Raw genomic sequence first — 12,878 nt, 5'->3', positions numbered from 1 at the left:
ACCAGCTGGTCGGGCTGGTCCGGCCGGTCCGGCTGGTCGGGCTGGCTTGCAGTGCTGTTCGAGCGCGCTGTTGCCGACACTGGGAGCCAGCTCGGCTCGCCCGGCGGGTTGCCAGTGCTGCCGAGCGCCCGTTTTGTCCGCACTGAGCGCCAGCCGGCCTCGGCGTTTCCAAGATCTGCGAGCCACGGACCGCGGGAACGGCAGGGCGCAATCCGCGGCAGGCGTGTTCGGGGCGGACGGCTACGTGGTGGCTATCAGGGCCCTCAGCTGGGCCCAGGCGTCCTCGGCAGTCAGGCGTTCGTCGAGGTCCTGGCGGAGGAAGGCGCTGATCTGCGGCCACGCCGCGTTGGCGCGGTCGGCGTCCGGGTTGGTGCCCTGCACGTAGGCGCCGATCTCGACGAGTTCGCGCACCTCGCGGTGGGCGGCCATCAGGCGGCGCAGTTCGGTGGCGTCCGCCCGCTGCTCGCGACTGGTGATCTTGTTGGCGACCCGGGAGATCGAGTCCAGGGCCTGGATGGCCGGGAAGTGGCCGGCCGTGGCGAGCTTGCGGTCCAGCACGATGTGCCCGTCGAGGATCGATCGGGCCGCGTCGGCGATCGGCTCGTTGTGGTCGTCGCCCTCGACCAGCACGGTGTAGAGGCCGGTGATGCTGCCGCGCGCGCCCGGGCCGGCGCGTTCCAGCAGGGCGGCGAGCATGGCGAAGACCGACGGTGGATAGCCGCGGGTGGCGGGCGGTTCGCCGACCGAGAGGCCGACCTCGCGCTGCGCCATCGCGGCCCGGGTCACGCTGTCCATCATCAGCAGCACGTCGGCGCCCTCGTCCCGGTAGTACTCGGCGATCCGGGTGGCGACCGAGCCGGCCCGGAGCCGGACCAGCGGCGGGGTGTCCGAGGTGGCGATCACGACGACCGAGCGGGCCAGGCCCTCCTCGCCGAGGTCGTGCTCGATGAACTCGCGTACCTCGCGGCCGCGCTCGCCGACCAGGGCGACGACGTTCAGCTCGGCCGAGGTGCCCCGCGTGATCATGCTCATCAGCGTCGACTTGCCGACGCCGGAGCCGGCGAAGATGCCGATGCGCTGTCCCCGGCCGCAGGGCACGAGCGTGTCGAGAACCCGTACCCCCAAAGACATGGGTTTGTCGACCAGCTGGCGGTCCATCGCGGCCGGCGGCGCGGTGTCGATCTCGACCATCGTGCCGCGCAGCGGCGGGCCACCGTCCATCGGACGGCCGAGGCCGTCCAGGATGCGCCCGCGCAGGTCCGGGCCGACCGCGACGCGCAGCGGACCGCCGGTGCCGTACGCCGGGGTGCCGGCGCCCATCCCGGCGATCGGCCCGAGCGGGAGGCAGGAGAGCCGCTCGCCGTCGAGGGCCGCCACCTCGGCGAGCACCGCGTCCGGCCCGTCGCCGATCCGCAGCAGGTCACCGACGTTGGCGTCGATCCCGCTCACCGTCACGCGCAGGCCGACGGCGCCCGTCACCCGGCCGCTGACCATGGGACGGGCCGCGACCACGGCGTTGTGCAGCCGGTGCTGGAAGAGATCGGTCATGGGTGCCTCAGATCCGGAGCGCCTCGCGGGCCCGGCGCATCGCTGACTCGATCGTCGCGTCGATGGTCGAGGTGCCGGTGGAGGCGACCGCGTCACCGGGCTGCAGGCTGGGGTCGGGGCGCAGGCTGATCCGCCGGCCCGCGAAGTCGAACTCGGCGTCACCGTCGCCGACCAGCGTCCGGTAGTCGTCCGGATGCAGGCTCACCGAGACGCTGCCGTGTTCGGGCGCGGCGCTCATGGCCCGGCGCACGGCGTCGGCGCCCCGCTCCGGATCGTCGCGCACGGTACGCCCGACGATCGCCTCGGCCAGTTCGAAGGCGCTCGCCAGCACGACCTCCTGCAGCTCGGTGAAGGTCGGCATGAGCTGGTTCTCCAGCTCGGTGACGGCACGGCCGAGGGCGTTCACGGCACTGGCGAGGGCGGTTGCCCGGCGTTGCTCGTACGCCTCCTCGCTGGCGACCGCACGCGCCGCGGCAGCCTCCGCGGCGGCTACGGCATCGCGTTTGCCCTGCGCCCAGCCCTCGGCGTAACCGGTGGTGCGGGCCTGCTGTTTCGCACGTTCGACGGCCTCGGTGTCGAGCACCGGATCGTCCCGGCGCAGGTCGACGGAGAACTGCGCGGCGGTGGCCGCCTCGGCCACCGCCCCGCGGATCACCGGCCGGTCAGGCGATGAGCTCATCGGCTTCGCCACCACGCTGGATCTCGATCTGTCCGGAGTCCTCGAGCGTGCGGATGACGCCGACGATCTTGGCTTGCGCTTCCTCGACCATCTTGACCTTGACCGGGCCGAGCAAGTCGATCTCTTCGAGGAGGTTCTCCCGGCCGCGTTCGGAGAGGTTGCGGGTGACCTTCTCGCGCACGTTCTCCGGCACGCCCTTGAGCGCGGTGGCGAGGTCGGCCGGCTCGACCTGGCGGAGCACCAGCTGCACCGAGCGGTCGTCGAGGTTGATGATGTCCTCGAACATGAACATCCGGCGCCGGATCTCCTCGGCCAGCTCCGGGTTGCGCGCTTCGAGCGCCTCCAGGATGAGCCGCTCGGTGGTGCGGTCGGCGCGGTTGATGATGTCGACGAGCGGCTGCAGGCCGCCGACCGTGGAGAGTTCGTCCGGCTGGAGCACGGTGGAGAGCTTGCGCTGCAGCGCGTTCTCCACCTGCCGGATGACGTCCGGAGAGGTGCGGTCCATGATCGCGATACGGTGCGCGACCTCGGTCTGCACCTCCAGCGGAAGCCCCGCCAGGATCGACGAGGCCAGGGCTGAGGGTATGTGGGCCAACACCAGCGCGATGGTCTGCGGATGCTCGTACTGGACGTACGAGAGCAGCTGTCGCGGGTCCGCGTGACTGAGGAAGTTGAACGGGATGTCGTTCATCGACGCCTCGAGCCGGTCCAGGATCAGCGCCGCCCGTTCCTTGCCGAGCGACGCCTCCAGCAGCTCCCTGGCGTAATCCATGCCGCCCGACCCGGCGTACCGGGTCGTCGCCATGGCGTAGAACTCGTCCATCACGTCGTCGACCTGATGGGGGTCGAGCTTGCCCAGCCGAGCGACCTCGGCGGACAGCATCTCGACCTCTTTCTCGGTCATGTTCGCCAGAACCTCGGCGGACTGTTCCTTGCCGAACTGGACCAGCATTATCGCGGCCTTGCGCGCACCCGTCATCGAGAGCGTGGTGAGACCCGGAGTGGTCAACGGATACTCCTCAACCGTCGTGGTGCTAGTTCGATCAGTGCGTCGCGTCGGCCGAGAGCCAGCTGCGGATCAGCGCGGCGGTCTCCTCCGGCTTCTCCTTGACCAGCTGTTCGATCTCCTTGTGCCGTTCCTCGCGCGCCTCGTCGTTCTGGTTCGCGACCTCCGGGCTCTCCAGCATGTTCATCGCGGTGGCGGTGGTGACGTCCAGCTCGGCTCGTCGCTGCGCCTCCAGAGCGGCCTGCATGTTCTCGAGGTGCTTGCGCTCCTCCTCGGTGAGCTGCTGGCGTTTCTTGGCCCGCTTGTTGGCCCGCCAGGCCAGGAAGATCAGCGCGAGGACCACGAAGAGCAGGGCGCCCGTCTTGATCAGCGTGAGCTGCTTGGCCTCCTGCTCGGCCGACGCCGCGGCGGCGAGCTCGTCCTTGGCGGCGGTGGCCGCGCTCGTGTCGAACGGCATGGAGGCGACCGCGATGGTGTCGCCGCGGGTGGCGTCGATGCCGGCTGCCGCGCTGAGCAGCTCCTGCACCTGGTCCGGGTTCACGCCACCGGCCGTCGCGCTGTCCAGCAGGACCGAGACGTTGAGCCGCTCGATGCTGCCCGGCGCGTTGCGGCGCAGTTCCTCGACCTCGTCGAGCTGCCGGGTGCGTACCTCGTTCTTGTTGTTGTACTGGCCGCTGCCGGCGTTGTTCGGCACCTGGATGTTGTCCGGGCCGAGCACACCGCCCTGATTGGCGCCGCTGCCGGTGTACGTCTCGGTGTTGATGCTCTCCTGCTCGGCAGGGGTCGCCGGGTCGGCGGTGTACTTCTTGCTCCGGGTCTCGGTCTGGTCGAAGTCGAGCATGGCCGTGGTGGTGACCACCGCGTGCCCGGGACCGACCAGGCTGTCCAGCATCTTCTGCAACGAGGCGTTCAGCCGGTTCTGGAAGTTGACGGTCTGCGCCTCGGCGCCGCTGTCGCCACCCGTGGCGATGTTGGCGCCGCCGCCGGTGGAGAGGATCCGGCCGTCCGAGCCGGCAACCGTGACCTGGGTCGGATCGAGCCCTTCGACGCTTGACGCGACCAGGTGCACGATTGACTGCACCTGGTCGCCGGAGAGCTCGGAGTTGCCCTTCGACGCGACAAGCACCGACGCCGTCGGCTTGCTCTGGTCGTCGGTGAAGACGTCCTTCTGAGGCATCACGAGGTGCACAGTGGCCGCCTCGACGCCGTCGATCGATTTGATCGTCTTGGAGAGCTCGCCCTCCAGCGCGCGCTGGTAGTTGGCGTGCTGCATGAAGTCGCTGGTGGTGATGCCCTGCTGGTCCAGCAACGAGTAACCGGTGCCCTCGTCGTTGGGCAGTCCCTCGCCGGAGAGCTGCAGCCGCAGCTGGTTCACCTGGTCGCGGGGGACCATGACGGTCGTGCCGTCGTTCGCGAGCTCGTAGGAGACACCTGACTTCTGCAGGGACTCGACGATCGCGCTGGCGTCCTTGGTGGACAGATTGTTGAAGAGGATCTGGTACGACGGCTTGGCCGCCCAGGTGGCGAAGAAGTAGCCACCGACGATGAGCGCGATGACCGCGAAGATCGTGACAGCCTTCTGTCCCGGTGTGAAGGACTTGAAGGTGTCCGTGACGCGGCGAACCGGAGCGGGAAGGCGGTCGGTCATGTCACGCCTGCATCCTCATGATCTCTTGGAACGCCTCCACGGCCTTGTTGCGGATAGCCATGGTGAGCTGGAGTCCCAGAGCGGCTTCGGTGGATGCCATCGTGTACTGGGCCGGGTCGGCCAGCGTGCCGTTCGCGACCTGTACGCCCAGGTCGCTCGCCTTGGCCTGGGAGGCCTGGACGTTTTCCAGGCCCTGGGCCAGCATGCCCGCGAAGTCGGCGTTCGGGCCCTTGGTGGTGGTCTCGGTGTCGCCGGAGATCCCGCCGACACCGCTGAACCCGCCCAGCCCGGAGATGCCTTCGACGCCGGAGGAGCCACCGATACCACCGAGGCTGCCGAGTCCGCCGATACTGCCGATGCCGCCGATCGGAGAGGTCATGACGATCACTTCCCGAGGTTGATCGCGGCGGAGTACGACTCGCGAGCCCGGTCCACCACCGCGAGGTTGGCCTGGTACGCGCGCTGCGCCATCATCATCTGGGCCATCTGGCTACCCATGTCGATGTCCGGGCGCCGGACGTAGCCCTCGGCGTCGGCGAGCGGGTTGTCCGGCTCGTACGCCAGCACACCCTCCGCGCTGCCCAGCTGGATGCCGCCCACCTCGGCGCCGTTGCCGTCCTGTGCGGCACGCGCCTCCACGTACCGGGCCTGGAAGGCGTTCTCCGAGGTACGCGTGGTGGTGTTGATGTTGGCGATGTTGTCGGACACCGCGTCCAGCCACTTGCGGTAGACGGTGACGCCGGTGCCGGCCACCCCGATCGCGTTGAACGTACTCATGGTCACGCCCCCTTGATGGCTTCGCGAAGCAGGCTGTACTTGCCGTCGAGCGCCCGGATGGCGAGGTTGTAGCGCATCGTCGTATCGATGTGCGACAGCGTCTCCTGGTCGAGGTTGACGTTGCTCCCGTTGAGCCGTGTCGGCTCCAGTGAAGTCAGCACGGACGGGGTGACGTCGCTCGGCGATCCGCCGTTGTCCATGGCGCCCTTCAGCGCTTCCTCGAACTTGACCTTACGGGCCCGGTAGCCGGGGGTCTCGATGTTGGCGATGTTGTTGGCAATGGCGGTCTGCCGCGCCGCGAGGCCCGCGACAGCAACACGCAGCGCGGACGACGAACGGTCATCGAACACGGGAACTCCTAGCCGATCCGTCTGGTCGCCGATCCATGGCTTCTCGGTGAGCAATCCGTTGCTCGTACCTTGCAGTTCGGCCTGAGCCGCGATCCGCTGAGTCCCAAGCGGTTGCTGAGAGGTTGCACACGCCAAACGTCCCGGAACCCCCATCCGGGGTTCCGGGACGCTGTGGTCACATCGCGCAGTCCAGGTATACGGGTCGCTTTACCGCCTCACCTGTCTCGATCCGGGACGTCATCGACATCTGCTGGCGGTTCGCCGTGAGCCGCCGGGCGATCTCCTCCGCCGCGGCGAGCTGCCGGGTGAGGATCTCGTCGGCCCGGGGCTTGAGCTCGAGCGGCAGCGCGCCGAGTTCGGTGGGCGGCTTCCAGAGGTCGGCCGGCGGCGTCTCGGCGTGCCGGTGCTCGTCGGCGAGCATCGCCTCGACGGCCGTGATGTCCATCTCGAGTTCGTTGAGTGCTTCGGTCCAGGCGTCTCGCCAGTCCACGGCCTGCGTCTCGGTGCTCATGTCGTCGTCGCCGCCTCGCGCCACGCGTCGCGCAAAGGCTCCAGCAACTTGCGGCAGCTCGCCACCCGGTCCGCGTCCCGGCTGATGTTGGCGCCGATCAGCTCGGTGAGGATGAAGCCGTACAGGTTGGCCAGGCCCGGTGCGCCGTCCCAGGCCTCCAGGTCGAGGGTGGTCCGCAACTCCAGGACGATCTCCTGAGCGTGCATCACCTTCGCGCTGCCGAGTTCCCGGTCGCCGTTGCGGATCGCCTCCTCACCCTGACCCAGGTCGAGGATCAACCGGTCGTAGAGCATGGTCAGCAGCTTCGCCGGCGAAGCCGTGTTGATCGAGTCCTGCAGGTAGCGGTCGCGAAGGTTGGGCGCGGTCATGAGTCTCCTCGGGTCAAGGGCCGGTGTCTGGTCCTGCTGGCCGCGTTACATCGGGTCGTTCAAGGGACGGCCCTGTCTCAGGAAAGGCCGGACAGCTGGCCGGAAAGCCAGGTCGACTGGTTCTGCATCTTGCCGAGTGCCGTCTCCAGCGCGGCGTACTGCCGCTGCAGCGCCATGCGGCGTGCGGAGAGCCGGACATCCCAGTTGCCGACCTGCTCGTTGAGCGAGTCGATTTCGTTCTTCCGGCCGGTGATCACATCGACCACGGTGTTGGACTGCTTCGTGACCATCTCTTTGACCTGGTTCGCGAAGCCGATCGCGCCGCTCTGGATCCGGCTCGGGTCCTTGGCGTACTGGGCCTCGAACTTGCTGGCGGTGAAGCTGAGCTGGCCGGTGGCGTCCAGTTCGATGCCGAGCTGGCTGAGTGAGCCGAAGGACACCTGCTCGGTGCTCGCCACCTCACCGTTCGCGTCGTAGACCTTCTTGTCGTACGTCAGACCACCACTGATCATGCTGAGCATGGCCTGGTTCATCTGCCGCACGGTGAAGTCACCGGTCAGCGGTGAGCCGCTCCTCGTCTCGGCGTCGTACGCGGTCTGCGTCTTGATCTCGGTGAACGCCGCGTTCGCCGCGTCGACGTACGCCTGGATCTTGGCGCTCATCGCGCTGACGTCGGAGGCAGCGGTGACCGTGACGCCGGTCTGAATCTTGGATGCGGTGATCGTGACACCGGGCATCACGTCGTTGAACGTGTTGGTGCTGCTGGTGACCGTGTACTCGGTAGGGGTACCCGGGTTGAGCTTGAGCACGGCATCTCGGGAGGAGGTGCTGGTGAGCTGCTCGCCCGGGTTCGCCGAGTCCACCAGACCGGTGATCTGGAAGCCCTGTGCGGCGCCGGTCTTGGAGCTGGTGAACTGGAGCGCTCCGGTGTCCGGGCCCGTGGTGACGACGTAGGCGCGGATGCCGATGTCGGCCTTGTTGACCGCAGCCGCCACCTTTGCGGCCGTGGGCGGCGTGCCCACATCGATGACCGTGGGGGCGGTGCCGTCGGAGCTGAAGGCGTCGTTCTCGGTGGCGGCGTCGGCATCGATGTCGGCCCAGCTGCCCTTTTGAATGGAGAACTGCGTCGGGAAGGACTCCGACGTCGTGCTGACCTTGAGCACCGAGGTCTGGGCCCGGGCGACCTTGTCGACGTTGAAGGTGATCGCGCCGGCCATGCTCGACACGCTGCCGGAAGCGGTCGCGGTGACCGCGTCGGAGCTGGACGTGGCCTTGACCGCCCGCCAGGTCTCCAGCCGGGCCATCGACTCGGCGGCCGACTTGACGGCCTTGAGCTTGGCGTTCACCGACTGGTAGGAGGCCACCGCGGTCTGCGCGGTCTCGACCTTGGTCTTGAGTTTGGTCTGCGGCGCCGCCTCAACCTTCATCAGCTGGTTGATCATCGACGAGGTCTGCATTCCACTGACGAGGCCGTCAACAGAGGAGCTCACGGAAAACCTGCTTTCGTCCGAGGACAATTGCGCGGTGGGGGTAGCCGGTTTCTCGGCTACCCCCACCTATTCGGCCGTCTCGCCGCGAGATTCAGTTGTAGTCGGTGGCTGTTCGGTTGCGAGTGCTATCAGCGCAGGAGGGAGAGCACGCCCTGCGAGGACTGGTTCGCCTGCGCGAGCATGGACGTGCCGGCCTGGGTGAGGATCTGGTTCCGGGTGAACGAAACCATCTCCTGCGCCATGTCGGTGTCGCGGATCCGGGACTCCGAGGCGGACAGGTTCTCCACCGCGGTGTTCAGGTTGTTGATGGTGTGCTCGAAACGGTTCTGTGAGGCACCGAGCTTGGCCCGCTGGTCGGAGACCGTGGTGATGGCCTTGTCCAGCGCCGTGATCGCCGCCTCCGCGCCCGACGGGACGGCGTCGACCCCGGCGCTCGCGGCGGTGCCCGCCGTGGTGAGGTCGAGGCCCCTGAGGCCGAGGCTCTGGGAGTTGACGGCTCCGATGCTGATGTTCAGCTTCTCGTCGGCGTTCGCTCCGATCTGGAAGTCACCCGGCGTCGCGCCGGTCCGCGCGGCGCTCGACGTGCTCGCGGCGACGATGGTGGTGTCCGTGCCGTCGGTCTTGAAGGTCTGACCGCCGGCCGAGTTCACCTGCCAGGTGATCTTCTTGTCGGCATCCATCTTGGCGCTGACGGTGATCTCGTCGCCGTTGTAGCCGGCGGTCTTGAGAGCGTCCGAGAGCTGCTTGTTCATATCCGCGACGGCGCTGTCCATGGTCGTGTCGCCGGCCTCCGCCGGCGTGTTGACCGACGCGGTCACCGACGCCTTGATGTCCAGCGCGGAGACGTCGACACCGTTGAGCTCGTCAATCTTGATGCCGAGCGCGTCACCGTCGGCGAGCACCGCCGGGCTGGCCGTCGACAGACCCTGGGTGTTGCCGAAGCTGCCGTCGAGCAACTTCGACTTGCCGAACGAGGTGGTGTCGGAAACCCGGTCGATCTCCGAGCGGAGCTGGGAGAACTCCGCCTGGGCGGCATTCTTGGCCTCGGCGTCCAGGGACGCGTTGTTGGCCTGAACCGCCAGGTCGCGCATGCGCTGCAGCATGCTGGTGGTCTCGTTGAGCGCACCCTCAGCGGTCTGCACGACGCTGATCGCGTCCTGGGCGTTGCGGACGGCGACCTTCAGGCCACCGACCTGGGAACGCAGGCCCTCGGAGATCGAGAGACCGGCCGCGTCGTCGGCCGCCCGGTTGATCCGGAAGCCGCTGGACAGCTTCTCGAGCGACTTCGACATCTGGTTGTCGGTCACCGAGAGGTTCCGGTAGGCGTTCTGCGCGGCGATGTTCTGGTTGATGCGAAGACCCATTGAAAAACTCCTCCTTGACTGGGGTCCTGAGCGGCCCGTCCATGAGCCGTGTGCTACGCCTCATCCCTTCGGCCGATCGCCGAGAGGCCATGAGCATTCTCTGAGATTTTTTCGGGCTTTTCGGGCGAACCGGGGAATGCCCGGCTGTCCACCCGTCCCGGGTGAGCGGGTGGGGCGATCGTCGGAAACCGCTCAGCGGCACGGCGGATGTGCCGACCTGTCCGAATGAGCGGGTCCGCCGAGGGGGTGAGCCCGACAGCGAGACGACACGGAGGTCCGGGTGAGCCTGACCGACCTGGCCAGCGTCCTGTGGCGTGCACGTGAGCTGCTGGAGATGCTGCTGTTCAAGCTTGAGGAGGAGCAGTTGCTCCTCGCCGCCAACCGGTCACGCTGGCTCAGCCACGCCACCCGTGAGGTGGAGGTTGTGCTCGACCAGATCCGGCAGACCGAGGTCATCCGCGCCGCGTACTCGCAGGAGGTCGCCGCCGAACTCGGCCTGTCACCCGACGCCTCCCTCGGCGAGCTCGCGGACGCGGCGCCCGACCCCTGGTCGGACCTGCTGCACCAGCACCGTAAGGCGTTTTTGCTGCTGACGTCGGAGATCCGGGCCCTGGCCGACGTCAACCGTGACCTGCTCACGGCCGGACAGCGCGCGGCTCGCGAAACCATGCTCGCGTTCGCCGAGACTGTGGAAACGTACGGGCCGCAGGGCCAGACCGTCACCGGCGGCGCTCGCCGCCCCAGCCTGGTTGATGAGGCGATCTGATGGGCAGCACTTTCAGTGGACTCAATACGGCGCTGACCTCCTTGTACGCGCAGCGCCGCGGCCTGGACGTCACGGGCCAGAACATCGCCAACGCGAGCACCGAGGGTTACACCCGGCAGCGCGTGGTGATGCAATCGCAGAACGCCAATCTCGTACCGGGCGTCTACGCCACCACCACCGCGGTGGGCAGCGGCGTCACGGTCTCCTCGGTGGAGCGGCTCCGCAACACCGCACTCGACCAGCGCAGCTACACCGAGCACGCGAACTCGGCGTATCACAACGAGCGGGCCTCGTCGTACGCGCTGATCGAGGACGCCTTCGCGGAGCCCAGCGACACCGCGCTGCAGGCGCGGCTCCAGGACATGTGGGACGGCTGGAACGCGGTCTCCACCAACCCGGACAAGGCCGCGCCGAAAGCGGCGATGATCCAGCAGGCGACCACCGTCGCGGCGACGCTCAACGACGCGTCGGCGCAGCTGAACAACCAGTACCAGGCGACCCGCGCCGGCCTCGACACCTATGTCGGCGAGGTGAACAAGGCAGCTGAGACGATCGCCCGGCTGAATCAGGAGATCGTCGTCGCCACCGCGGCCGGCCTGCAGGCCAACGAACTGCAGGACCAGCGGGGACAGGCGGTGCTGAAGCTCTCCGAGATGGTCGGCGCCACCGCGACCGACCTGCCGAACGGCGCGCTCAGCGTCTACGTCGGCAGCGCACCGCTGGTCTCCGAGTTCACCACCCGGCCGATCGAGATCGAGGCCGGTGGCGCACTGCGGCTGGAGGACCTGGGCACCACCGAGGTCAACCTGCGGTTCACCGACACCAAGTCGCCGGTGAGCCCGGGCGGCTCGATGGGCGCGGCGATGGAGATGCTGGCCCGCGGCGGGACGCTGCAGACCATGTCCGAGCGGCTCGACAAGGTCGCGACGACGCTGGCGAAGACGGTGAACGACATCCACAAACTCGGGTACAGCATCGACGGCACCGGCCCCGGTGAGAACTTCTTCGTCGCCGGCAACGCCAACCCGCTCTCCGCCGCGAACATCACGGTCGGCGTCACCGACCCCGACAAGCTCGCCATCTCCTCCGGCGACCCGACCCTCGACCCGGGTGGGGTGCTGGACGGCGTGATCGCCGACGACATCTCCGAGCTCTCCACGTCGCGGACCGGCGCCGACGCCGAGTACCAGTCCCTGATCGGCGACCTCGGCGTCGCGGCACAGTCCTCGATCCGCCGGCGGGACATCCAGAACGCGGTGACCGACCAGGTGGACGCCGCCCGGGACGCGGAGTCCGGCGTGAACCTCGACGAGGAGATGACCAACCTCCTCACGTACCAGCGTGGATATGAGGCCGCGTCGCGGGTCCTCACCACGATCGACTCGATGCTCGACCAACTGATCAACCGGACCGGCCTGGTCGGCAGGTAGGGAGAGTCCCGTTCATGAGCAGTAGCCCACGGGTCACCGAAAGCAGCGTCCGCACCAGGACGATGGCGAGCCTGCAGCGCAATCTCAGCCGCACCCAGACCGCGCAGGACCAGATCTCCAGCGGCAAGCAGCTGCATCGCCCGTCCGACTCGCCGACGGGCACGGTGACCGCCCTCCAGCTGCGCAGCGAGGTGCGCGCGCAGAAGAAGTACTCGACGAACGCCGACGACGCCATGGGCCGTCTCGGAACCGTGCAGGACACCCTGCAGGACGCGACGGTCCTGGTCGCCAAGGTTCGTGAACTGACCCTGGCGGCGAGCAGCGCCGGCGGCGGCAGCACTCCGGAGGCCAACAAGGCTCGAGCCGCCGAGATCGAACAGATCAAAGGCACTCTGATCCAGTACGCCAACACCAAGTACATGGATCGTCCGGTATTCGGGGGCGCCACACCGGGGAACGCCGCTTATGGGTCGACCGGTGGATACACCGGCGAAGCCGACGGCGAAGTGCTCCGGACGATCGGCCCGAACGCCAAGGTTCGCGTCGACGTACGAGGCCCGGAGGTCTTCGGAGCGGAGACTCTGCCGGGCTCGACCGACCCCAATCCAGCGCAACTCTTCAATGTCCTGCAAGGGCTTACCGATGCCATGCGTGACGGAGACAGCGCCGGTATTACTGCTGGTCTGAAGAATCTCGATAAAGCGTCAGAGATCCTGAATTCCACGCTTTCGGAGGTAGGTGCCCGATACAATCGGGTTACCCAGATGAAGCAGTCCGCTGAGGATCGCTTGATGTCCGTGTCGTCGCAGCTCTCCGATATCGAGGATGTCGACCTGCCGAAGGCGATCATGGAATTGCAGCTCCAGCAGACCTCGTATCAGGCCGCCCTGGCCGCCACGGCCAAGGTGATCCAGCCCTCGCTCATCGATTTCCTGAGGTGA

General features: G+C 67.8%; 14 protein-coding genes. 3 read left to right on the top strand and 11 right to left on the bottom strand.

The genetic code is table 11. From position 1 onward, the window contains the following. Positions 1–240: 240 nt before the first annotated feature. From AMIS_RS37635 to AMIS_RS37585, 11 genes are all read right to left on the bottom strand, one after another. Positions 241–1,548: a FliI/YscN family ATPase gene (locus AMIS_RS37635; protein ID WP_014447732.1), complete on the bottom strand. Its 1,308-nt coding sequence runs from the start codon at positions 1,546–1,548 to the stop codon at positions 241–243. Positions 1,549–1,555: 7 nt separating this feature from the next. After that, positions 1,556–2,227: a FliH/SctL family protein gene (locus AMIS_RS37630; protein ID WP_157435199.1), complete on the bottom strand. Its 672-nt coding sequence runs from the start codon at positions 2,225–2,227 to the stop codon at positions 1,556–1,558. Continuing rightward, positions 2,211–3,236 (bottom strand): flagellar motor switch protein FliG, encoded by a 1,026-nt coding sequence (gene fliG, locus AMIS_RS37625; RefSeq protein ID WP_041830312.1) that lies wholly within the window; start codon positions 3,234–3,236, stop codon positions 2,211–2,213. The genes AMIS_RS37630 and fliG overlap by 17 nt, the downstream gene beginning before the upstream one ends. Positions 3,237–3,270: 34 nt before the next feature. Then, entirely contained in the window at positions 3,271–4,881 is a 1,611-nt protein-coding gene (gene fliF / locus AMIS_RS37620; RefSeq protein WP_014447729.1) for a flagellar basal-body MS-ring/collar protein FliF, read from the bottom strand. A 1-nt stretch (position 4,882) separates the two neighbouring features. After that, on the bottom strand, positions 4,883–5,260 hold the full coding sequence (locus AMIS_RS37615; protein WP_041831658.1) for a flagellar hook-basal body complex protein FliE: 378 nt from the start codon (positions 5,258–5,260) through the stop codon (positions 4,883–4,885). Between the two features lie 5 nt (positions 5,261–5,265). Further along, entirely contained in the window at positions 5,266–5,658 is a 393-nt protein-coding gene (locus tag AMIS_RS37610; RefSeq protein ID WP_041830311.1) for a flagellar basal body rod protein FlgC, read from the bottom strand. 2 nt (positions 5,659–5,660) lie between these two features. After that, positions 5,661–6,008: a flagellar basal body rod protein FlgB gene (locus AMIS_RS37605; RefSeq protein ID WP_014447726.1), complete on the bottom strand. Its 348-nt coding sequence runs from the start codon at positions 6,006–6,008 to the stop codon at positions 5,661–5,663. Positions 6,009–6,183: 175 nt separating this feature from the next. Further along, positions 6,184–6,519 carry a hypothetical protein gene (locus tag AMIS_RS37600; protein WP_014447725.1) on the bottom strand — a complete coding sequence of 112 codons (336 nt, stop codon included), beginning with the start codon at positions 6,517–6,519 and terminating at the stop codon, positions 6,184–6,186. Next, the gene (gene fliS, locus AMIS_RS37595; protein WP_014447724.1) at positions 6,516–6,887 is read right to left on the bottom strand and encodes a flagellar export chaperone FliS; all 372 of its coding nucleotides are present in this window, start codon (positions 6,885–6,887) and stop codon (positions 6,516–6,518) included. The genes AMIS_RS37600 and fliS overlap by 4 nt, the downstream gene beginning before the upstream one ends. Before the next feature lie 77 nt (positions 6,888–6,964). After that, on the bottom strand, positions 6,965–8,377 hold the full coding sequence (gene fliD / locus AMIS_RS37590) for a flagellar filament capping protein FliD (protein WP_231859170.1): 1,413 nt from the start codon (positions 8,375–8,377) through the stop codon (positions 6,965–6,967). 128 nt (positions 8,378–8,505) lie between these two features. Next, positions 8,506–9,741: a flagellin N-terminal helical domain-containing protein gene (locus AMIS_RS37585; protein WP_014447722.1), complete on the bottom strand. Its 1,236-nt coding sequence runs from the start codon at positions 9,739–9,741 to the stop codon at positions 8,506–8,508. Positions 9,742–10,021: 280 nt separating this feature from the next. Between AMIS_RS37585 and AMIS_RS37580 the strand changes: the two genes are divergently transcribed. From AMIS_RS37580 to AMIS_RS37570, 3 genes are read left to right on the top strand one after another with little or no spacing between them, the layout of a single operon-like run. Further along, complete coding sequence (locus tag AMIS_RS37580; protein WP_014447721.1) at positions 10,022–10,507, top strand: flagellar protein FlgN; 486 nt, start codon at positions 10,022–10,024, stop codon at positions 10,505–10,507. Continuing rightward, positions 10,507–11,937 carry a flagellar hook-associated protein FlgK gene (gene flgK / locus AMIS_RS37575; RefSeq protein WP_014447720.1) on the top strand — a complete coding sequence of 477 codons (1,431 nt, stop codon included), beginning with the start codon at positions 10,507–10,509 and terminating at the stop codon, positions 11,935–11,937. The genes AMIS_RS37580 and flgK overlap by 1 nt, the downstream gene beginning before the upstream one ends. 14 nt (positions 11,938–11,951) lie before the next feature. Continuing rightward, positions 11,952–12,878 carry a flagellin N-terminal helical domain-containing protein gene (locus AMIS_RS37570; protein ID WP_014447719.1) on the top strand — a complete coding sequence of 309 codons (927 nt, stop codon included), beginning with the start codon at positions 11,952–11,954 and terminating at the stop codon, positions 12,876–12,878.

The organism is Actinoplanes missouriensis 431 (assembly GCF_000284295.1).
Lineage (GTDB): Bacteria > Actinomycetota > Actinomycetes > Mycobacteriales > Micromonosporaceae > Actinoplanes > Actinoplanes missouriensis.
Note: the sequence above shows the minus strand (reverse complement) of the source record. Positions and strands in the feature narration are given on the sequence as shown.